Origin of the sequence: Leptolyngbya sp. GGD (assembly GCF_026735145.1) — a bacterium.
GTDB classification, from domain to species: domain Bacteria; phylum Cyanobacteriota; class Cyanobacteriia; order Leptolyngbyales; family Leptolyngbyaceae; genus Leptolyngbya; species Leptolyngbya boryana.
Map to the genome: position 1 here is coordinate 483,631 of NZ_JAPQKE010000001.1, position 20,936 is coordinate 504,566.

Consider the following 20,936-nt stretch of genomic DNA (forward strand, 5'->3'; position numbering starts at 1 on the left):
TTTAAGGAGAACCATGCTTAAAAGATTTCTTTGGCTTGCTGTAGCCACCGTCTTTTTTGCCTTTCAGGTATGTACCCAGTCTGCCCAGGCATCTGAGTTGGATGCGGCGACCCGCACAGTGGCAAAAGATGCCAATGGTGGGACAGTCACGCTTTCGCTCAAGCAAGTGAAAGAAGGCAAACGTTTGTTTCAATATGCTTGCGCCCAGTGCCATGTCGGTGGCGTGACCAAAACGGATCCGAACGTTGGACTTGACCCCGAAGCGCTGTCTTTGGCAACGCCTGCGCGCAATAATATTGATGCGCTGGTCGATTACATGAAAGTGCCGACGAGTTATGACGGAGCAACTGATATTTCTGAAGTGCATCCGAGCCTCAAGAGCAAGGATACCTTCCCTGAAATGCGTAACTTGACCGAACAAGATTTAGTTGCGATCGCAGGTCATATCCTGCTGCAACCGAAAGTTGTCGGTGACAAGTGGGGCGGCGGTAAGATCTATTACTAAACCACGTTGAATTGCAATTTTTTGGGGACTGACCTCGCCTATGTTGATACATGCTTTGCTTCAAAATCGCTGGCTCCGTGGCTTGGTGATCTTCTGCTCGGCTTGTATGGTGCTAGTTGGGGTCAGTTTTCCTGTTGAGGCAGCGGTTGATCCCTACGTTAGACAGTATTTACAGGTTAGCGATCCGGTTCCGGTATTGATGAACGATCGAGGCGAAACACGATTGTTTTCAGCCGAGGACATGATCGCAGGAAAAAAATTATTTGAATTGCACTGTGCCTCTTGCCATGTAGGCGGTTCGACACTGCCGAATCCAGAAGTGTCGTTGTCCCTAGAGACGTTGAGACACGCGACTCCGCCACGTGACACCGTTGAACAACTCGTTAAATTTATGCGTCAGCCCATGAGCTATGACGGTAGCGAAGAAAACCTCCTCTGCCGAGAGGTTCCAGACTCATGGCTATCTGAGGCTGAAGTTGAGAACTTATCAGGATTTATTCTCAGAGCGGCGGACAAAGCAAAAGGATGGGGAACGACGAATTTCTAGCGGTTTTCAGAATCTAATTTTTTTATCTATTACAGCATGTCAAACTGAGTACGACAGGCTGTAAAATAAGCAAATAGTCTAGAGAACAATGTCGTTCGAGAATTTACTATGAAATCGATCGCTTCCGCTATTCGGGGTCTGTCCCTGGTATTCTGTGCAGTCCTATTGATTGCAGGTAGTCTCTTCATTTCTGCTGCTCCTGCTTCAGCAGATACCGTAAAAGTGATTATGGGTGGCAAGAAGGGTCTAGTATTTGAACCCGCAGTTGTCAATGTGAAGGCAGGGGACACGATTCAGTTTGAAGTGGGTCAGTTGCCGCCTCATAACGTTGTGTTTGACAAGGTTCCGGGTGCAGATGCTGCCTTAGCTGCTAGCCTTTCTCACAAAGCCCTAGAAGGTGCGAAGAAGACTTTTGACATCACGATCCCGGCTGATGCTCCTAAAGGGGAATACAGCTATTTCTGCTTGCCTCACCGGGGCGCAGGCATGGTCGGTAAAGTGGTTGTGCAATAGTTTCGGTTCTTCTCGGTTTTGAAGCCTAATCCCCTTCTAGAATAGGGTGAGGTTCGCGGCACAGGATTGAGAAGAATGAGCACAAATCCGCTTAAATGTTGGTCAAAAATTGCGATCGCACTCATCAGTTGTGCGATCGCAATTTTTGTGGGGATTTCTCCAGTCTTGGCTGAAGTTCCGAGCGGAGAACAGTTGTTTAATTCCAATTGTTCAGCCTGTCATATTGGCGGAAATAACGTGATCATTTCGCACAAGACGCTGCGAAAAGAGGCACTGGAAAAATATGCAATGAATTCGTTGGAGGCGATTCGATATCAGGTCGTCAACGGCAAGAATGCCATGCCTGCGTTCGGAGGGCGACTGAATGAAGAGGAAATTGACGCGATCGCGACTTATGTTCTGGGTCAGGCTGAGTTGGATTGGTCTACCAAAGTGGAAGTGAGCACATCGCAGGAAGTTTCAGAACGTAAATCGTGAGTGCGATCGCGCGAATATTTTTGTCAATTTCGCTCCATTTACGATCGCGACAGCCGCTCTCTCATCCATCCCATTACTTGTTCCCAAGGGCTAACCGCAGCAGGGCCAGTGCAAAGATTTTGATACGGCTTGCCATTGAGATTGTGCTTGAGATAGTCATTGAGCCATTCACAGCCATGCTGTTGCAAGTCGTTGATATCCAAGTTCCAGAGGATACCTTCTCCATCAGACGTGACTGAGGCAAGTAAGAGTTGATTGTGATCTGGGCTAAAACTGACGCTGTTCACTTGCTCACGATGCCCTTTGAGGGTTCTCAGTTCTTGTCCCTCCAAATTCCAAAGCTTCACCGTCTTGTCTGCACTTCCGGTCGCGATCGTCTTGCCATCTGGGCTAAAGCTCACGCTATTCACTTGCTCACGATGCCCTTTGAGGGTTCTCAGTTCTTGTCCTTCTAGATTCCAGAGTTTTATCGTATTGTCCTCACTGCCCGTCGCGATCGTTTTGCCATCCGGACTAAAACTCAGACTGGTAACCCGCTCACGATGCGCCTTGAAGGTGTTTAGTTCTTGTCCTTCTAGATTCCACAGCTTCACTGTGCCGTCTAAAAGACCCGTTGCGATTGACCTACCATCGGGACTGAAACTTACAGTTAAAGAGATGCTATGCGCTTTGAGGGTTTTCAGTTCTTTGCCTTCTAAGTTCCAGAGCTTTACCGTTTCGTCGCCACTTCCGGTCGCGATCGTCTTGCCATCGGGACTGAAATTTACACTTGAAACAAAAGCGCGATGTCCTTTGAGGATTCTGAGTTCTTTGCCTTTTGAGTTCCAAAGCTTCACTGTGAAATCCCCATCTTCTGCCGCGATCGTCTTGCCATCGGGGCTGAAGTGGATACTCTGAACAACCAGACTACGCCCGTTGAGTTTTTTGAGTTCTTTGCCATCTAAGTTCCAGAGCTTCGCGGTGTACGGCTCACCTGCTGTCGCGATCGTCTTGCCATCCGGACTAAAACTCGCAGTAGTACTGCCGTAGCCTTTGAGTTTTTTCAGTTCCTTGCCTTCTAAGTTCCAAAGCTTGACCGTGTTATCCCAGCTTCCTGTGGCAAGGGTCTTGCCATCCGGGCTAAAACTCACACTTTCTACAGACTCAAGATGCCCGTTGAGGGTTTTCAATTCCTTCCTTCGAGGTTCCAGAGCTTCACCGTGTCGTCCCAGCTTCCCGTTGCGATCGTCTTGCCATCGGGACTGAAACTGACACTTGTAATATAACCGCTGTGACCTTTGAGGGTTTTCAGTTCTTTGCCTTCTAAGTTCCAGAGCTTTGCTGTGTAGTCTTCACTCCCTGTTGCGATCGTCTTGCCATCGGGACTAAAATTCACACTTTTCACAGCACTACGATGCCCTTTGAGAGTCTTCAGTTCTTTACCCTCTAAATTCCACAGCTTTGCTGTTGTATCCCCGCTTCCAGTCACGATCGTTTTGCCGTCGGGACTGAAACTCACACTTGCAACAAAAACATCATGCCCTTTCAGCGTTTTCAGTTCTTTGCCCTCTAAATTCCAGAGCTTTGCTGTCCTATCTCCACTTCCGGTCACAATCGTTTTGCCATCTGGACTGAAACTCACACATAAGATATGGCTGCCATGTCCTTTGAGAGTTTTCAGTTCTTTACCTTCTAGATTCCAGAGCTTGATAGTCGCGTCCTCACTTCCAGTCGCAATCGTCTTACCATCCGGACTGAAACTCACGCTTCTAACTACATCGCGATGCCCTTTGAGAGTTTTCAGTTCTTCGCCCTTGAGATTCCAGAGTTTCACCGTGTTGTCCCAACTTCCGGTTGCAATGGTCTTGCCATCCGGACTGAAACTGACACTCTCGATCGTATTGCCATGCCCTTCTAACCGATTTTGTTCATGAACACTGTAAACAATCTGTCGCAACGCAGAAACAACCCGCATCGCTGTTTCTGGCTCGACTTCTTGGGTTGCACTCTTAAGTTTCTGTCCTGCTTTTAAGCCTTCAACCAATGCCTCAATGCCCAAATTAGACTCCAACAGATTGATCGCTGTGAGGCTTTGTGCGTTTAGCTCAGCATTGATTCCTCGTCGTTCTGCGACCTGTCGCTGCTGAACTGCAACCGCCGCTGCTCCAAATGCCAAGAATGCGAACATGCCCACTCCTGCCATAAAGACTTGTTGCCGTCTTGCCTCTGCTTGTTGCCGTTGGATTTCTGCTGCTCGCGATGCACTAATGTATTCTCCCTGTAATTGGGTTGGTTGCGGTTGCTTACTTGCTCCTTTGACTAGCCAAGCCTCTGCTGTCTGTAAATCAACCCCACGCAGCAAAAAGCTCTCATTTCGCGTCTGCTGATTCCACTCGATCGCTTTTTCCAATAGTCGCGTATGTCCCTTCACATACTCCAGATCCATATCGATCGATCGCACTAATTCTCCAAACATTTCAACAAATCGATCGGCATCGCAAAAGAACAGCCAGTTCAATTTTCCGAGAGCTTCATGCACCTGTTGCGCTTCGACTGGTTGATACACGATCGGAATCAATCGCTTGTTGTGCTTGACCGCATGGTTAATCTCATCCCGACAAACCGCAGATTCCACAGAGTTTGGACTCAGCACAAAAACAAACGTGTTCGTGCCTTCAATTCCGCGTTGGATCGCCTGCCACCAATCTTCTGTCCACTCGATCGCGTGCCAATCGACCCAGGTTTCGCGCCCTTGCTCTTTTAGCGCTTGATACAAATGTTCTACAAACGCTTTATCTTTGCGGGAGTAAGAAATAAAGACATCACTCATAACTGGGGCTTTTTTCTAATCATCAGAACACAAGCCCCCTAAATTGATCCTCGTAGAACTACCAGATTCCCCAGAAGAGCAGAGCAGAAGAAATCGCCTCTATTCCTCCAACTTGCACGCTCTGACACATCAATCAGCAGTGCGATGTCATGCAAAGACAAGCATCAATCAATTTTGAGTAGACAAGAGATCGTACAGGAGCGCGATCGCTGCATTATCCAATCCGCCTTTTCCTTGAGCAATCAATGCATCCATCAGCATCGTGACCTGACTACTGCCTAGTAAAGGAACACCTAGTTCGCGCCCAGTTTGCAGCACAATATTCATGTCCTTGCGATGCAAATCGAGTTTGAATCCAGGTTGAAAGCTATTCTCTAAGATCCGCTTGCCGTGAACTTCTAACACACGACTCTGGGCAAATCCGCCCAGTAAAGCATCTCGAACTTTCGCCGGATCAACCCCTGATTTTTTCGCAAGCGTCAGCGCTTCTGCCACCGCTTGCACCGTCATCGCTACGACAATTTGATTACAGGCTTTGGTAATTTGTCCGGCTCCTGAATCACCCACGTGAACGATATTTTTACCCATCGCTTGGAGGACAGGTAAAGCTCGATCGAATGCCGATGCCTCTCCACCAACCATGATCGACAATGTTCCTTGCTGTGCCCCAATATCGCCTCCTGAAACTGGCGCATCTAAGGCTTGAATTCCACGCGCTTGCAGTTCGGCGTAAATCTTTTTTGAGGTTGCAGCCGCGATCGTAGACATATCGATGAATAACATCCCGGATCGCAACCCTTTGAGCAGTCCTTGCACCACAGCTTCCACATCGGGCGAATCTGGCAGACAGGTGATCACGATGTCAGATTGTTCTGCAACTTGTTGGAGTGAAGTCGCAGGATTTGCACCCGCTTGAGCCAGTTCGTCGATCGCGGCTTGCGATCGATTAAAGACCGTGACCGCATACCCTGCTTTCAACAGATTCCGCACCATTGGCTTTCCCATGATGCCAAGCCCAATAAATCCGAGGCGTTCCATAGTTGCTAAGACTCGTGATGTACACCGAGCATCTTATCGTCTTGCTTGGAACCCTTGCAGGAATTCGATCACTTCACTTTGGCTAGGCAGCACAAATGAGATCGGTTGATTGAGAAATGGAAGTTCTGCTTCAGGACTGTACTGAATCCGACGCTTGCCGAATAGAGGATTCTCGTAAATGGCAAGCGATCGCTGAGCAGAATTCGAGAGCATTAATCTCGTTGGGGCTTGGAAAAAGCGAATTTTTTGAATCGCCGTTGGAATTGCCTGCACTAACTTTGAGCGGTCAATTTTTTGAATCGAATCGCTCAAAACTGTCACCAGCACCTGAAATGCCTGGATTCCAATCGAATCATCAATCTCTTGAAGTGGAACCGATTTGAGCAGGTGTAATAAATTACTCTGCGCGACTTTGGCATCCGTAAAAGGCAGAATCGCAATAAATGCTGTAGAAAACAGATCCTCATCCCGATCGAGCGCAAATCGTAGAATCGTGCGCCGTTTATGCACTTCGATTTGAGGAGGGACAATCGCGTTCTTCTGGCGTGCGAGTTGTTGATACGCCACTGCCAAAGCACAATGCGCATCTGAACTTAAGCGATCGTCAATCACAAGTTCAACGATCGGCGGAGACTCATGAAAATATTCGCTGAGATTCTCACTGATAAATTGATAAATCTGACTCTGATCGCCATTCTGACTGAGATCAATCCAGCGACAGGTTGCGCCTGCGGTTTTCACGCCGAACGGAGACACCGCATAGAGTTTTGCGCCTGTGAGATTGGAACCACTCAAATCAGCACCTGCCCAATCTACATGAGCGAGATTCGATCGCGATAAATCAACATGCACTAAAGTTGCATCAAGCAGGATGGCATGACTGAGATCCGCTCCCGTTAAGTTTGCGCCGCTTAATTTCGCGCCTGTCAAATCTGCCCATCGTAAATTTGCGCCGCTGAGATCTGCCCAACGTAAGTTTGCACCTCGCAGGTTTGCGCCTTGAAGATTGGCACGATTTAACGTAGCTTGCCGCAGTTCTGCCCAACGCAGATCCGCACCCGATAAGTCGGTGCTACTGAGTTCGCTATTGGTCAAATTTGCGCCTTGTAGCGTTGCGGAGATTAAATTGGCATAGCGAAGATCAGCACGGCTCAGATTTGCCGCATTTAAGTTACTACCTCGCAATTTCGCATCACGTAAATCGGCGTAGCTCAAATTCGCAGATCGCAAGTCTCCCGCGCTAAAGTCTGCACGAGTTAATTCTGCATGGCTTAAGTCTGCGTGTTGAAGATTTGCATGACTAAAATCGGAGAGGGTAAGCTTGGCTCCGTGAAATTTAGCGTACTCACAGCTTGAATTGCTGAAATCTGAATTGGTCAGCTTCGCTGCATTAAAATTTGCCTGAGCGAACGTCGATCGACTTAAATTTACTCCGGGTAGATTGACTCCGCTCAAGTTCAGCCCCGAAAATTCCCGCTGATCGGCAGCATATTGTTCTAGAAGTTCCTCAACGTTCATACAGGTCTGTCAATCCTCGTATCGCAAAGTTGAAATTTTCGGAGTAAATTCAGCGCTAACATGCCCACTTGTAGCGCAGAATTACCTGTAACAGGTTGGAGAAATTGGAGATGAAAGTTGGGATTGTCGGTTTGGGGTTGATTGGCGGATCGCTCGGTTTGGATTTGCGATCGCAAGGGCATACCGTGTTGGGGGTGAGTCGCAAAGCACGCACATGCGAATTGGCAATCGCTCGGGGAGCCGTAGACGAAGCCGATTCGGATTTGGCACTGATGGCGGATGTGGATGCGATTTTTGTCTGTACCCCGATTGTGCATATTTTGACAACTGTTCAACAATTGATCCCGCATATTTCTCTAGACACCGTTGTAACCGATGTTGGCTCAGTTAAAGCATCGATCGTTAAAGATTTGTCTCCAATCTGGAAAAATTTTGTGGGCGGACATCCTATGGCAGGAACCGCTGAGAGTGGAATTGAGGCCGCGTTGCACGGATTATTTGCAGGCAATCCTTACGTGCTAACTCCCACGGATGTCACACCTAAATCGGCTGTAGAACGAATTGAAACACTGTTACGTCCGCTACAGGTCAAGCTGTTTCATTGCCAGCCGGAGGAGCATGATCGCGCAGTGGCATGGATCTCACATTTGCCAGTCATGACCAGTGCAAGTCTGATTTCAGCTTGTCTCAGCGAATCGGATCAAGCAGTGTTGAATTTAGCCAAAATGTTAGCGAGTTCAGGATTTCGAGATACGAGCCGCGTCGGAGGTGGAAATCCTGAGCTAGGCGTAATGATGGCTCGGTTTAATAAAAGCGAGGTATTGCGATCGCTCTCGGTTTATCGAGACCGATTAGATCACATCACTCAATTGATTGAGCAAGAGAAATGGGAAGAGTTGCAGGCTGAACTTGAGAAAACGCAAGCCGCGCGATCGGATTTTCTGTAAGGTGAGTTCCGGTCAACATTTGAGAAAGCAGTCTATAAAGTCTGTCTACTCACATTGCTACGCCTGTGAATGGAAACTCAAAAGCCCTTTTGCAGGTGCCACGATAGACAGGCTTTTGCGATCGCCTAGAATTAAAGGCAAGCGTTAGGAAGAAAAGAATGGTTCAAGCTTCCCTAAAATCTATCTCACTTGAGGAATTCCTGCTCCTTCCAGAAACCAAGCCTGCCAGCGAATACATTGATGGCGAAATCATTCAGAAATTCATGCCTAAAGTCAAGCACAGCACCCTTCAAGGAGAGCTTGTTCCAGCCATTAATGCCAAACTCAAACCTCAGAAGCTTGCTTGGGCATTTCCAGAATTGCGCTGTACTTTTGCAGGACGCTCTATTGTGCCAGATATTGCAGTCTTTACCTGGAATCGCATTTCATTTGATGAAGCAGGAAACATCAGCGATGATTTTGTCTCTGTTCCAGACTGGATCATTGAAATTCTCTCACCTGAGCAGAGCGCAACCACGCTGACGAAGAAAGTCTTGCGATGTCTTGCAAATGGATGCCAGATGGGCTGGTTAATCGATCCAGATGATTTCTCAGTCTTTATTTATCAACCTAAACAAGAACCTCATTACTTCGATCTCGACGCTCCAGAAGATTTCTTACCTGTTCCCGCATTTGCTCATGACTTTCAACTGAGCGTTGGAACATTGTTTAACTGGTTAAAAGGAGAAACACCATAAGGCAATGCCGATTGAGGAAGGCGATTAGGAACGAGAGTGATAGAACCCTGTGAAGTTTTCGCCAATACAGACAAAGTATGTGGATAAACTCGGAGAAGCCATAATCTATAGGAATTACCACACGATCGCTAAGTCGAGAACAAATCCCGGTAGGACATCTTCACCAAAAAGTTGAGAAGGGTTGTCTAACACTTCAACAGGTTGACCCAAACGATAAATCTCAACTCTTCGAGTCTTGCGATTGATTAGCCAGCCAAGCTTTACCCCGTTTTCTAGGTACTCATGAAGTTTAGCTTGAGTTGCTTCGAGTGCGTCTGTTGGTGACATCAATTCGAGAACAAAATCTGGCGCAATGGGAGGAAAAATTTCCTTCTGTTGCGGAGTGAGAGTATCCCAACGATCTTGAGCAATCCAGGCAACATCGGGAGAACGATTTGCACCATTTGGGAGCTTGAAGCAAGTCGAAGAATCAAAGCAAACTCCTAACTTAGCTTGACGATTCCAGATCCCGAATTCTGTCCCAATTTCAAAATTTCGGTTGCCAGTTTCTCCACCTGTTGGAGACATAATTGTGATTTTCCCGTCTGTGTTGCGTTCAAATTTGAGATCAGGATTTGCGCGACACAGTTGATAGAACTGCTCGTCGGTTAAGTCGATAATCGGTTTCAGATCAAGGGTTGATAAAATCATTTGCCCTATTCATTCGATTTACAGGCATTTTAGCTCGGCTTTCTCTACTTCTGTGATTGAGCATAAGCCGCATAAACTGCTTTGACGTTATACCAGTTCAAGAAAATTCGAGCGACTTGTTCAGCTAGTTGGGGTTTGCCTTGTTGAATCAGAGATCTCATTACAGGAGCCAGTGTTTTCTCGTTCAACAATCCCCCGATCGACAAAACGCCCCATAAGACGCGATGAATCCAAGTCATCTGAATCATCATCTTCACATCAAACGTTGGATGTTTTTGATAAAACACAACACCCATTCGTCCCCGTTGAAATTCCACATCAATTAATCGCGGAATTTGATCCAGCGAAAAAGCAGGATGCCAGTGATATCCAACTGCTTCGGGACATTTGATCAACTTCAACCCTAAATTTTTTAAGCGCACTCCAAGTTCTAAATCTTCCCAACCGTATTGTTTGAATCCGGTATCAAAAAGTCCTGCTTCGATTAACCAATGACGCGCGATCGCCACATTTCCCGTCGCAAAGTAAGCCGCAGAAAAATCTGTCACTTTATACGGCTCAGAAGTCGGATCATCAAAATTTGCCGTATTGATCACACGACCATAGGTAAATAGGCGATTATGCCCGAGTTCTTTTTGCCCTTGAATCAGTGTTTCAACATGCGATTGAAGAAACACATCTGTGACCACCAAATCGCTGTCAATAAAGACGATCGTGTCTCCTTTCGCCTGCTCCACTCCGTAGTTTCTAGCGCCAGCCGCACCCCCGTGATTTTGGCAGAACAATCTGACATGAGGAAAATCCGCCGCATGAGACTGCAACCACTCAACTGTGCCATCGGTTGACCCATCATCGACGACGACAATTTCGTAATCCGCAAAGGTCTGACGTTCCATTGCTCTCAGACACTTTTCTAGAATCGGTTTACGGTTGTACGTGGGAATGACAACACTCAAAAACACAAAGTACTCTCCTCAGTGGCACGTTCTTAGTATCCTCGATCGTGGTTCAAGCCGGAATGTTGCCGGGTCTGAGAAATTTTACCCACTCCCCACTCCAGAGAAAAAAAGACTTAAGTCCAGAATTCTACGCAACTCCTGTCATGCGATACAGAATTTTGCCCGCATAATTGTAAACTTGATCGTCTTACATTAGAGAGATGCAAACCATGGGTCGTGCAAAGAAAGTTGTGCTGGCTTATTCCGGAGGAGTCGATACATCCGTTTGTATTCCATACCTCAAGCAAGAATGGGGCGTGGAAGAGGTGATCACGCTAGCAGCAGATTTGGGTCAGGGCGATGAGTTAGAGCCAATTCGAGAGAAAGCCCTGAGTTCGGGGGCTTCGGTTTCTCTCGTCGCAGATGCCAAAGTCAGCTTTATCAAAGATTACGCTTTTCCAGCAATTCAAGCGAATGCCTTGTACGAGAATCGCTATCCCCTTTCGACGGCTTTGGCACGTCCTCTGATTGCGAAATTGTTGGTCGATGCTGCCGCAGAATATGGAGCTGATGCAGTTGCACACGGTTGCACTGGAAAAGGCAATGACCAGGTGCGGTTTGATGTTGCGATCGCAGCGCTCAACCCTGACTTGAAAGTGCTGGCTCCGGCGCGCGAATGGGGCATGAGCCGGGAAGAAACGATCGCATACGGTGAAAAATTCGGCATTCCGTCGCCTGTGAAAAAATCCTCGCCGTACAGTATTGATCGTAATTTACTCGGTCGCAGTATTGAAGCAGGTCCGCTCGAAGATCCTTGGACAGAACCCTTGGAAGAAATCTATGCGATGACAAAAGCGATCGCTGACACACCCGACGAGCCAGACTACGTTGAAATCGGGTTTGACAAAGGCATTCCCGTGAGCTTAGACGGTCGAGTCTTGAATCCGATTGATCTCGTGACAGAACTCAATGAGCGAGTCGGCAATCACGGAGTTGGTCGGATTGATATGGTCGAAAATCGACTGGTGGGCATCAAATCTCGCGAGATTTATGAAACTCCGGCATTGCTCGTTTTGATTCAAGCGCACCGGGATTTGGAAAGTCTGACGCTGACCGCAGATGTGACTCACTACAAGCGTGGAATTGAAGAGACCTACTCTCAAATGATTTACAACGGCTTGTGGTACAGCCCATTGAAAAGTGCGTTAGATGCCTTTGTGCAGAAGACACAGGAAGTAGTCAGTGGCACTGTGCGCGTGAAATTGTTCAAGGGCAATTCGACGATCGTCGGTCGCAAGTCGGAACTGTCGCTTTACACCCCCGATCTAGCAACCTATGGCGCAGAAGATCAATTCGATCACAAAGCGGCTGAGGGCTTTATCTACGTTTGGGGCTTACCAACTCGCGTCTGGTCACAAATGCACCGCAAGTAAGCTTGCAAATACCTGATTGAGAAAGATTCGGTTCGACTTCACTCAAGACGCTAGGTCACCGAGTTGTGCAGATTGAGCGGAGTCGAAACCAGTATAAAACAAGCGAATGGGGGAATAGGGAGAACTCGATTCAGATTGCTCCCCATTCCCCCATTTCCCTATTTCCCTATCAAATCTATCTTTTAGCTAGTGTTCGATCTTCTATATCACAACTGGAGACAGAGAGGAAACTCTGATAATTTTCTTAACTTAGAGTTGTGATGAACCCACATTGATCGAGTGATCGGAGCACAACCTATGCTAGCGAATGATGTTCGATTAGAGCGCCTGAGTACTGAGGAACTGAAGCAAGAAATTTTATCGTTAACGAAAGATAGAGATGGCGCTCCTTTGAAAGAAAAGGTGTTGTTTCATAAGGACGTACTCGCCCCCTATTTTGAACAACTTCAGCAACGCAATCCCTACCCTATCGTTGCCGATCAAATTCCGATCGTACTCGGAGTGTGGACACCGATCTGGTCAACGATTCCATTTCATGATGCGTTACCCGGTCGGGAGCATGATAAGTCGTATCAAATCTTTCACGATAATGGCTACTATGCCAACATTGCACGCTACGCACCTGGGCATCGCGTAGGCTGGCTAAATAAGCTTTCTAGTTTTCTCGCAGCCTATGATCTGATGGTGATGCAGAAATTTGAGATTCGCGACGGGCAATGGTTTATTCAAAATGTCGCGATCGATCAAGCAGTCAGACGGCGAATTTTCCCATTGACGATCGAACGAGCAGAAGCCTGGTTTGATGAAGTCTTAGACAAACGCATCGAAGAATTCAACACAAAAACAGAATTGCCGAAAGAACTGAAGCTAGAAAATCTCGATCGCAATACAGTGAAGAAGTTTGAGAAGACCTATCTGGCGACGCCAAAGTTCGAGCATCTCTATGTCGATCATGACTTGCGGATTGTGAAAACCCAGCGCGAAGCAAAACAAAGACCGTCTTACACAATTGCAATTCGTCGAAAATAGTAGCCCAGGCAATCAAGTCAACTCTGAAAAGGCTCCGCTCAACCCTTAGTGATTCTGGATTTAGGGGTTGAGCGCTTGCTCTGAGGTTGTCGTAGAGGAATTAGAACCCAACTCTTATCACTGGACTGCTTTTACTTTGCTCTCTCAATTCAAACAACTAGATTTCGGGTTTGCACTTCTCGTAGTATCACACTGCATAGTCAGTAAAGTTTGCGATCGCAGATTGCAAATGCCACACCTATCCCTTGCTTATTTTGAGCTATAGAAGAATTCTTGCCACTGCAAAGCGCGATCGAAGTTTTGCGGATCTGAATAATTTTGACAAACCAGTAGTTCACCACAATAAATCAGATAGGGAGATAAGAAACAATCTGAGCTTGGGTTTTCCCCATTTCCCCACTCCGAAAAACGAATGCGCTTGATTACTAGGTTAAAGTTTAGCGGCAGGTTTACCGAGAGCAGAAAAAGCCGAATTCAAATAGAGTCTGGATTGAGTTCAATTAATTCCCGCGTTGCATAAGTTCCGATCGGACTCCAAACCAGGTAAGGCACCAGCAGCAAAGCAGCCTGCACATTGATCAAAGCAACCACCACCATAAGCAGAAGTCCCAAACCAACCCCGGCTCCGCCTAAAACTGTCCCGATCGCTAAGCTCTGAAGCCTCAACGTTAAAGGAATATAAGCCACAGTGACAATTTCTAACAGCAAGTACCCAAGCATCAAGAGCCAAGTGTTGAATGTGCCTGGTGATTGCTGCCAGACTAAAATTGCAGATCCTGCGCCGCAAGCAAACACAATTGTCCAAATGATAGGAATTGCTGGCTCGATGACTGCTAACCACTGGGGAAGCTCTAGTCGCCTTACCCACCCTAAATCTTGACGCGGTCGAAACAAAAAACTCCCTAATGAAACGAAGAAGGTAACACCTGCAATAATCATCCAAGATTTCATAGCCATTCTGCTCCTAGCTGTATCCTGCAATATTAGACTGCAAGTCCTTTGAGATTTCTCATACTTGAGAATGGGAATTCCATACTTAGGTAGCAATTTACTTACTTCCAATCTGAGTTCTGGATCAGAAAAGGCATTGCAGATGATTGTTAAAAATTAACTCAGGAACTTGATGGTCACTCTCAAAATTACTAAAGTGAAGTTAAGCATCCTACAGCAATCTTATTCCATTTGTAAAATTCGGAAAGATGGGGAGCGAAATGAATCCTCACTTTCTCTAATTTCGCAGATGGTTTAGAATTGCGACATAAGCAATGTTGGAGGAATATAAACGTGCAGAACGCAAACTGCGCTCGATATTGCAGCCGTTGAAGTTGAATCGTAACATTCAATTTAATTCATCTAAATTTACTTAGTTTTTCTAGAGAGGGAGCGCTCTAGCAGCAATGTTAGGTAATTGCTTCATCTCTAATGGGATCGCTTTTCTCTTCATCTACAAAGCGACGGGTTAGATAAGGATTATTAAATCTATGAAACATCGAGAAGGAACTCTTGCCGGATGGCAGGGGATGAATCTTCATTATCAAAGTTGGCATCCTGACGAGCCGAGTCAGGCAGTTGTTACATTAGTGCATGGCTTAGGTGGATATAGCAATGTATTTCAGAATGCAGTGGAGTATTTAGTACCGCAAGGCTATGAAGTCTATGCCTTCGATTTACGAGGGCATGGACGTTCAGCAGGACAACGAGGACATATCAATGCGTGGGCGGAGTTTCGAGAAGACTTACGCCTCTTTTTACGCTTTGTACGATCGCAGCGAACCAGTTGCCCGATGATTCTATGGGGGCATAGTTTGGGCGGTACGATCGTGCTCGATTATGTTCTACGATCGCCCGATGAAATTCAGGGCTTGATTGTCACAGCACCTGCATTGGGAAAAGTAAAAATCTCGCTCGTGAAGTTAGCGCTCGGTCGAATCATGTCGCGGACTGTTCCACGATTTAGCCTACGTTTGGGTCTTCGTCACCTCGGAGCGAGCAATCCAATCGTTGAAGCTTATCTCAACGATCCGCTGCGACATGACTATGCTAGTGCACGACTCGCAACGGAATACTTTTCGACGGTTCGCTGGATTTATCGTCATGCAGCCGAATTGAACATTCCGCTGCTGATTATGCACGGAAGTAGCGACCACGTGACGCTACCCGAAGGCAGCCGTTTATTCTTCCAGCAAGTTATCTTCCCAGACAAAGAGCATCGGGAATATCCAGGAAACTATCACGATCTGTATATGGATGCCGATTGTGAGCTAGTATTCTCAGATCTCAAAGACTGGTTGAAACGGCACTTGATTGGCGCAAAAACGTGTCAGCCGTTGATTATTGAAGCTTAATTCATCTATGGAGGAGAAGAATTGGATTCTTCTTGCGATCGATGTTTGGAGTTAAGGAACTCACTCAACGTGATCACCCGGCATCTCTGCTCGGACGGACTTTGCCCTCGTTGTTAGAAGAAGCTTGCGCACTACGCCCGAATGCCACTGCATTGAATCAATGGACAGAAGCAGGCTGGCGATCGCTCTCAAATCAAGAATTTCGCACAAAAGCGGAAATTTTAGCATTGGGATTCTTAAATCTGGGATTGGTACATGGCGATCGGGTGGCATTGTTGATGCCGAGCGATGTCAACTTTGCGATCGCTGATATGGGTTGTTTGGTAGCAGGGTTAGTCGATGTGCCGATTGATCTAACCCAAACGCTGGAGACCATTGTTTTAGTGATAGAACAGAGCGGTTCAAAGGCATTGATTGTTGCAAATCTCGATCTACTAGAGCAAGTTTTACCTTATCTAGAGCACGCATCTGATCTGAAGTACATTCTGATCGCAGATGTGCCCGAAGATTGGCGATCGAGCAATCCGCAACTCATCTACTCAATTGAGCAAGTTAGCCAGATTGCCGATTCTGACAGCCAAGTACAGGAGCTTTACCAGAAACTTTCTCCCCAAGATTTGGCAACCCTAGTTTATGTACCCGGAGAGGATGGGCAATGGCTCGGAGCCATGCTAACGCATGAGAATCTCTCAGGAAATGCCTTAGCTGCCTTTGCAAGCTTATCTCGGCTGCATTGGGGTGCAGAGGACATTGTTCTTTCGTTTTTGCCTCTAACTCACGTATTTGCTCGATGTTTGCTCTATGGGCATTTCTACTACGGGCATACGATTTATTTTTCAAGTGCGAACCGGGTGTTTAAGCATCTTAAAGAAGTTCAGCCCACGATTCTAGCAACTGTGCCGCTTCTATTGGAGAGACTTTATAGCAAAACAATGGATCAGGCAGAGCGATTAACGTCTAGGCGAGAACGAATCGCACTTGCAGTGACGCTGTGGTTTGCAAAACGGCATAAATTAGGGCATTCCAGAACAGATGCGCTGCTGCAAAAATTCGTGACTCGGTTTGGATTGTCGCAGTGGCGATCGCTGTTTGGCAATCGATTGAAGTATGTGCTTTGTGGTGGGGCTGCTTTGAAGCCGGAATTAGTTGCAGTGTTTGCAGCAGCAGGTCTTGACATCTATCAAGGGTATGGGTTGACGCAGGCAAGCGCGATCGTGAGTTGTAATCGCGATCGCGCCAATCGAGCTGGAACTGTCGGGAAACTCATCGAAGGTGTGGAAATTGCGATCGCGCCGGATCAGGAGATTCTCGTGCGGGGAGCTTATGTGATGCGCGGCTATTATCAGAATGCTGAGGGAACTGAAGCTGCGATCGATGAGCAAGGCTGGCTCCATACTGGGGATTTGGGTGCGCTTACGGCAGATGGTTTTTTGCAGGTGACGGGACAGAAGAAAGTACTGTTTAAGCTAGCAAGTGGAAAATATATCGCACCGCGTCCCATTCAGTCGCGATTGAAATCGTCGCCACTAGTGAAAGATGCGATCGTTGTGGGTGCAGGGCAAAAGGGGTGCGGAGCATTGATTGTTCCAAATCTTGAGGCATTGCGGAATTTGAGGCTAGCAGACGATGATGTAACGTTGCTGAAACATCCTTGTGTACAGTCGCTATATCAGTTGATCGTCGATGAAGCAAACTGCCATCAGCCTTACTGGGCGGCTGTGAAGCGATTTCGCTTGACAGATGAAGCGGCATTCGGAACTAATCTCACGAAAGAAATTCATCTGTTATACAGTGAAAGTAAGACTCCGCTACAAGACTCTTCAGACTTCGATCTTCAAGAACTAGAATGTCCAGTTCTTCCGGTTGAAGCTTGTCCAACCTTTGCTCAATCTCTTCATCCTCGGTTTACAACCTCCTAGCAGAGAGGACTCTAAAATTTATGTTGAAACCATTTCAAACCGTAGCAGTATTAGGCGCAGGTGTGATGGGAAGCCAAATTGCAGCACATCTAGCAAATGTGGGGCTAACGGTTCACCTCTTAGACATTGCATCTCCGACCGGATCTAAGAATGATTTAGTCGAAAGTGCGTGGAAGAAAGCCCTGAAACTATCACCGCCGATTCTATTTACCGAGAAAGTTGCAAGGCGGATCACGCTTGGTAACTTTGATGAACATCTCGATCGACTTCGTCAAGCGGATTGGATTATCGAAGCAGTGATTGAGGATTTACAGATTAAGCAACAGTTGATGGAGCGTTTAGAATCGATCATTCAGCCTGAGACGATTGTTTCTACCAACACCAGCGGCATCCCGATTCGTTGGATTGCAAAAGGGCGATCAGAATCATTCCGCAAGCAATTTTTAGGAACGCACTTTTTTAATCCGCCTCGCTATCTCAAACTGCTGGAACTCATTCCAACTCAAGATACAGATGCAGCCGTTCTCGATCGCATGAAATGGTTTGGCGAGAGGTACTTAGGCAAGGGCATTGTCATTGCTAAAGATACGCCGAATTTCATTGCGAATCGAATTGGCATATTTGCTACTTTGCTGGGAGTCAAGGCTTGGGCTGAACAAGGCTATTCGATCGAAGAAATTGATACCTTGACCGGAACATTGATCGGCAGACCAAAATCTGCCACGTTTCGGACAGCCGATTTAGTCGGATTAGATACCTTGATAGCAGTTGCCGACCATCTCTATCAAGCTGTACCTAACGATGAGCATCGCAAGATTTTTCAAATTCCGGATGTGTTGCGAAAAATGGTAGCAGCCGGGATGTTAGGTGCAAAAACCAAACAAGGATTTTATAAAAAGCAACAAGGACAAATTTTATCGATTAATCCGAAAACGTTTGCCTATGAAGCAGCACAGCCTTTGAACTTGGGTGAACTTGATGCGATCGCAGCTTTACCTTTACGCGATCGTATCCGCGCTCTTTATGCAAGTCCTGGACGAGCAGGCGATTTCTTCCGGCAAACGACCCTCGAAATGCTGAACTATAGCGCCCACCGAGTTCCCGAAATTGCAGATGATCCGCAGGATATTGATCTAGCAATGCGTTGGGGATTTGGTTGGGATATGGGGCCGTTTGAACTTTGGAATGTCCTTGGGGTTGAAACGGTGTTAGCCGATATGCAAGCAGCAGAAATGTCTGTCCCTGCTTGGGTGAAACAATCTTTCTATCCAAGTGTCACGGCTGAGGAAGAGAAAGCAGTTTGGAAAAATGCTGAAGCTGCGTTGCTAGAGATGGGCGATGGTGTATTGCTGTACGAATTTCGCTCGAAAGGCAATACTTTAAGCAATAAAGTACTTGAAGGATTTGCAGCAGCACTCTCGATTCTAGAGACGAGCGATTACAAAGGATTAGTCATTGGAAACAAGAGCGATCATTTCTCAGGCGGTGCGAACCTTGCAGAAATGGGAATGATTGCACAGTCTGGGGATTGGAACGCGATCGCAAAACTCATCTCTGATTTTCAAGGACTCCTCCAGCGAATTCACTATTTCCCGAAACCGATTGTTGCAGCGATTCAGGGGCGCGTCTTGGGTGGCGGATGTGAGTTAGTCATGGCTTGTCCGAAAGTCGTCGCAGCGGCTGAAACCTACATTGGACTCGTGGAAGTTGGAGTAGGGCTGATTCCGGGTGCAGGCGGTCTGATGCGGATGGCAAGTCGAGCCGCAGAACGAGCCGCAACCGAAACGCCAAGCCATGTTCTACCTTTCTTGAGAACTGCGTTTGAAACGATCGCAATTGCTAAGGTTTCGAGCAGTGCAGCCGAGGCGCAAGCTTTGGGATTTTTGCCTCATGATGCACGAATTTTGATCAGTGGGGAACACCGATTAGAAGTTGCGAAAGCAGAAGTCTTGCATCTCGATCGCGTTGGTTATGTTCCCCCTCCTCAGAACAATTCGATCTTTGTGTTGGGACAAGCGGGGCGAGCCGTATTGGAACAGATTGCTTATGTGTATGAGCAAGGCGGATTTGCGAGTCAATACGATCGCTATTTAGCATCTCGGCTGGCATTTGTATTAACAGGTGGAGAACTCACTGCTCCTGCCTTGGTGTCTGAGGATTATCTACTGCAACTCGAACGAGAATCATTTGTGCCGTTGTTAAGACAGGAAAAAACTCAAGCACGAATGATGCACTTGCTCAAAACCAAAAAGCCGCTCCGGAATTGAGGAAAAGACCATGCAAGAAGCTTACATTGTTAGTAGTGTCAGAACTGCGATCGGTAAAGCACCCCGTGGAAAGCTGCGGAATATGCGCTCAGATGATTTAGGTGCGATCGCGCTAAAAGCTGCACTCGAAAAAGTTCCCGATCTCGATGTCAATCAAATTGAAGATGTGATTTTCGGCTGTGCGTTTCCCGAAGCAGAGCAAGGTATGAATTTAGGACGGGTGATTGCTGAACGTTCTGGATTGCCTGATTCTGTTGCAGGTGCAACTGTGAATCGATTCTGTGCTTCTGGATTACAAGCGATCGCAATGGCGCATCAAGCCATCATTACTGGACAGGCGGATGTGATGGTTGCGGGGGGTGCGGAATCGATGAGTTTGATTCCGATGGGCGGACATGATATGTTACCCAACCCAACGCTGGTCGCGGAAATGCCACAACTCTATTGCACGATGGGAGCAACAGCGGAAACAGTGACGCAACAGTATGACATTTCCCGTGCGGATCAAGATGCCTTCGCTTTGCGATCGCATCAACGAGCGATTCAAGCCATCCAATCGGGGCGATTTAACGATGAGCTAGTTCCCGTTCCCATTCGCGAAACCCTCTACGCTGATGGTAAACCTCAGGTCGTGGAAAGTATTGTCAAAACCGATGAAGGCCCCAGATCAGATACCAATTTAGAAGCGCTCTCGAAGTTACCTGCGGTGTTCCGAGTCGGCGGATCAGTCACAGCAGGAAACTCTTCTCAAATGTCAGATGGTGCAGCAGCAACAATTTTAGTCAGTGAGACAAAGCTAAAAGAGTTCAATCTACAGCCCTTCGCGCGAATGCTAGGATTCGCAGTAGCAGGCGTTCCTCCTGAAATTATGGGCATTGGACCCGTCGTTGCAGTTCCGAAAGTTCTACAGCAAGTGGGACTGCGTTTAGAAGAGATTGGCTTAATTGAACTGAATGAAGCATTCGCCGCACAATCGTTAGCTGTCATTCGGAAGCTTGGGCTGAATGAGGAGATTGTGAATGTGAATGGCGGTGCGATCGCGTTAGGACATCCTTTGGGATGTACAGGAGCGAGGGTGACAGCAACGCTGCTGCATGAGATGAAACGTCGCGGGATTCGGTATGGATTGGCAACGATGTGTGTGGGTGGAGGAATGGGAGCGGCGGCAGTGTTTGAGAATTTGATGCGTTAAAAGCAGACTTCGAGTTCTGTGTTCAATGAGTT

19 protein-coding genes are annotated in these 20,936 nt (G+C 47.1%); 12 read left to right on the forward strand and 7 right to left on the reverse strand.

Annotation, left to right across the window (positions count from 1 at the left end; translation table 11 throughout):
• The first annotated feature begins 13 nt into the window (after positions 1-13).
• From psbV to petJ, 4 genes are all read left to right on the forward strand, one after another.
• The gene (psbV, locus tag OU814_RS02375) at positions 14-505 is read left to right on the forward strand and encodes a photosystem II cytochrome c-550 (protein WP_017290710.1); all 492 of its coding nucleotides are present in this window, start codon (positions 14-16) and stop codon (positions 503-505) included.
• Between the two features lie 40 nt (positions 506-545).
• A complete protein-coding gene (gene psbV2 / locus OU814_RS02380; protein ID WP_017290709.1) occupies positions 546-1,052 on the forward strand; it encodes a photosystem II cytochrome PsbV2 in 507 nt (168 codons plus the stop codon).
• Positions 1,053-1,160: 108 nt separating this feature from the next.
• Positions 1,161-1,565, forward strand: coding sequence for a plastocyanin (gene petE, locus OU814_RS02385; protein WP_017290708.1), 405 nt, complete (start codon positions 1,161-1,163; stop codon positions 1,563-1,565).
• Between the two features lie 75 nt (positions 1,566-1,640).
• Positions 1,641-2,042 (forward strand): cytochrome c6 PetJ, encoded by a 402-nt coding sequence (petJ, locus tag OU814_RS02390; RefSeq protein ID WP_017290707.1) that lies wholly within the window; start codon positions 1,641-1,643, stop codon positions 2,040-2,042.
• Positions 2,043-2,080: 38 nt separating this feature from the next.
• On the opposite strand, the gene OU814_RS02395 is transcribed toward petJ, so the two are convergent.
• The 4 genes from OU814_RS02395 to OU814_RS02410 form a co-directional block, all read right to left on the reverse strand.
• Positions 2,081-3,211 (reverse strand): WD40 repeat domain-containing protein, encoded by a 1,131-nt coding sequence (locus OU814_RS02395; RefSeq protein ID WP_268180164.1) that lies wholly within the window; start codon positions 3,209-3,211, stop codon positions 2,081-2,083.
• A complete protein-coding gene (locus OU814_RS02400) occupies positions 3,208-4,851 on the reverse strand; it encodes a toll/interleukin-1 receptor domain-containing protein (protein WP_268180166.1) in 1,644 nt (547 codons plus the stop codon). The genes OU814_RS02395 and OU814_RS02400 overlap by 4 nt, the downstream gene beginning before the upstream one ends.
• 168 nt (positions 4,852-5,019) lie before the next feature.
• Positions 5,020-5,889 carry a 2-hydroxy-3-oxopropionate reductase gene (locus tag OU814_RS02405; RefSeq protein ID WP_190651823.1) on the reverse strand — a complete coding sequence of 290 codons (870 nt, stop codon included), beginning with the start codon at positions 5,887-5,889 and terminating at the stop codon, positions 5,020-5,022.
• A gap of 33 nt (positions 5,890-5,922) precedes the next feature.
• Positions 5,923-7,407, reverse strand: coding sequence for a pentapeptide repeat-containing protein (locus tag OU814_RS02410; protein ID WP_017290704.1), 1,485 nt, complete (start codon positions 7,405-7,407; stop codon positions 5,923-5,925).
• A 110-nt stretch (positions 7,408-7,517) separates the two neighbouring features.
• Between OU814_RS02410 and OU814_RS02415 the strand changes: the two genes are divergently transcribed.
• Both OU814_RS02415 and OU814_RS02420 read left to right on the forward strand, forming a co-directional pair.
• A complete protein-coding gene (locus tag OU814_RS02415; RefSeq protein ID WP_268180169.1) occupies positions 7,518-8,354 on the forward strand; it encodes a prephenate/arogenate dehydrogenase in 837 nt (278 codons plus the stop codon).
• Between the two features lie 158 nt (positions 8,355-8,512).
• Complete coding sequence (locus OU814_RS02420) at positions 8,513-9,091, forward strand: Uma2 family endonuclease (protein ID WP_268180171.1); 579 nt, start codon at positions 8,513-8,515, stop codon at positions 9,089-9,091.
• A gap of 114 nt (positions 9,092-9,205) precedes the next feature.
• On the opposite strand, the gene OU814_RS02425 is transcribed toward OU814_RS02420, so the two are convergent.
• Both OU814_RS02425 and OU814_RS02430 read right to left on the reverse strand, forming a co-directional pair.
• Entirely contained in the window at positions 9,206-9,781 is a 576-nt protein-coding gene (locus OU814_RS02425; protein WP_268180173.1) for a Uma2 family endonuclease, read from the reverse strand.
• A gap of 44 nt (positions 9,782-9,825) precedes the next feature.
• A complete protein-coding gene (locus OU814_RS02430; protein ID WP_268180175.1) occupies positions 9,826-10,743 on the reverse strand; it encodes a glycosyltransferase family 2 protein in 918 nt (305 codons plus the stop codon).
• A gap of 206 nt (positions 10,744-10,949) precedes the next feature.
• On the opposite strand from OU814_RS02430, the gene OU814_RS02435 reads away from it, so the two are divergent.
• Together OU814_RS02435 and OU814_RS02440 are read left to right on the forward strand one after the other, a co-directional pair.
• Positions 10,950-12,152, forward strand: coding sequence for an argininosuccinate synthase (locus OU814_RS02435; protein ID WP_017290699.1), 1,203 nt, complete (start codon positions 10,950-10,952; stop codon positions 12,150-12,152).
• A 297-nt stretch (positions 12,153-12,449) separates the two neighbouring features.
• Positions 12,450-13,181: a hypothetical protein gene (locus OU814_RS02440; RefSeq protein ID WP_017290698.1), complete on the forward strand. Its 732-nt coding sequence runs from the start codon at positions 12,450-12,452 to the stop codon at positions 13,179-13,181.
• A gap of 474 nt (positions 13,182-13,655) precedes the next feature.
• Here OU814_RS02440 and OU814_RS02445 read toward each other — a convergent pair whose 3' ends face one another.
• Entirely contained in the window at positions 13,656-14,132 is a 477-nt protein-coding gene (locus tag OU814_RS02445) for a tryptophan-rich sensory protein (RefSeq protein WP_268180177.1), read from the reverse strand.
• A 530-nt stretch (positions 14,133-14,662) separates the two neighbouring features.
• Here OU814_RS02445 and OU814_RS02450 point away from each other — a divergent pair.
• The 4 genes from OU814_RS02450 to OU814_RS02465 are packed head-to-tail and all read left to right on the forward strand — an operon-like array spanning position 14,663 to position 20,904.
• The gene (locus OU814_RS02450; protein ID WP_017290695.1) at positions 14,663-15,526 is read left to right on the forward strand and encodes an alpha/beta hydrolase; all 864 of its coding nucleotides are present in this window, start codon (positions 14,663-14,665) and stop codon (positions 15,524-15,526) included.
• Positions 15,527-15,567: 41 nt separating this feature from the next.
• Positions 15,568-17,445, forward strand: coding sequence for an AMP-dependent synthetase/ligase (locus OU814_RS02455; RefSeq protein WP_268180180.1), 1,878 nt, complete (start codon positions 15,568-15,570; stop codon positions 17,443-17,445).
• Between the two features lie 20 nt (positions 17,446-17,465).
• The gene (locus OU814_RS02460; RefSeq protein ID WP_268180182.1) at positions 17,466-19,712 is read left to right on the forward strand and encodes a 3-hydroxyacyl-CoA dehydrogenase/enoyl-CoA hydratase family protein; all 2,247 of its coding nucleotides are present in this window, start codon (positions 17,466-17,468) and stop codon (positions 19,710-19,712) included.
• Between the two features lie 10 nt (positions 19,713-19,722).
• Entirely contained in the window at positions 19,723-20,904 is a 1,182-nt protein-coding gene (locus tag OU814_RS02465; RefSeq protein WP_268180184.1) for an acetyl-CoA C-acyltransferase, read from the forward strand.
• The last annotated feature ends 32 nt before the right edge of the window (positions 20,905-20,936 follow it).

Excerpts from the sequence above, each read along its gene's own strand:
- OU814_RS02420 (WP_268180171.1), top strand. The coding sequence starts at position 8,513 with ATGGTTCAAGCTTCCCTAAAATCTATCTCACTTGAGGAATTCCTGCTC.
- OU814_RS02410 (WP_017290704.1), bottom strand. The coding sequence starts at position 7,407 with ATGAACGTTGAGGAACTTCTAGAACAATATGCTGCCGATCAGCGGGAA.
- OU814_RS02415 (WP_268180169.1), top strand. The coding sequence starts at position 7,518 with ATGAAAGTTGGGATTGTCGGTTTGGGGTTGATTGGCGGATCGCTCGGT.
- OU814_RS02450 (WP_017290695.1), top strand. The coding sequence starts at position 14,663 with ATGAAACATCGAGAAGGAACTCTTGCCGGATGGCAGGGGATGAATCTT.
- OU814_RS02435 (WP_017290699.1), top strand. The coding sequence starts at position 10,950 with ATGGGTCGTGCAAAGAAAGTTGTGCTGGCTTATTCCGGAGGAGTCGAT.
- OU814_RS02400 (WP_268180166.1), bottom strand. The coding sequence starts at position 4,851 with ATGAGTGATGTCTTTATTTCTTACTCCCGCAAAGATAAAGCGTTTGTA.
- psbV (WP_017290710.1), top strand. The coding sequence starts at position 14 with ATGCTTAAAAGATTTCTTTGGCTTGCTGTAGCCACCGTCTTTTTTGCC.
- petJ (WP_017290707.1), top strand. The coding sequence starts at position 1,641 with ATGAGCACAAATCCGCTTAAATGTTGGTCAAAAATTGCGATCGCACTC.
- psbV2 (WP_017290709.1), top strand. The coding sequence starts at position 546 with ATGTTGATACATGCTTTGCTTCAAAATCGCTGGCTCCGTGGCTTGGTG.
- petE (WP_017290708.1), top strand. The coding sequence starts at position 1,161 with ATGAAATCGATCGCTTCCGCTATTCGGGGTCTGTCCCTGGTATTCTGT.
- OU814_RS02425 (WP_268180173.1), bottom strand. The coding sequence starts at position 9,781 with ATGATTTTATCAACCCTTGATCTGAAACCGATTATCGACTTAACCGAC.
- OU814_RS02460 (WP_268180182.1), top strand. The coding sequence starts at position 17,466 with ATGTTGAAACCATTTCAAACCGTAGCAGTATTAGGCGCAGGTGTGATG.
- OU814_RS02440 (WP_017290698.1), top strand. The coding sequence starts at position 12,450 with ATGCTAGCGAATGATGTTCGATTAGAGCGCCTGAGTACTGAGGAACTG.
- OU814_RS02445 (WP_268180177.1), bottom strand. The coding sequence starts at position 14,132 with ATGAAATCTTGGATGATTATTGCAGGTGTTACCTTCTTCGTTTCATTA.
- OU814_RS02455 (WP_268180180.1), top strand. The coding sequence starts at position 15,568 with ATGTTTGGAGTTAAGGAACTCACTCAACGTGATCACCCGGCATCTCTG.
- OU814_RS02465 (WP_268180184.1), top strand. The coding sequence starts at position 19,723 with ATGCAAGAAGCTTACATTGTTAGTAGTGTCAGAACTGCGATCGGTAAA.
- OU814_RS02405 (WP_190651823.1), bottom strand. The coding sequence starts at position 5,889 with ATGGAACGCCTCGGATTTATTGGGCTTGGCATCATGGGAAAGCCAATG.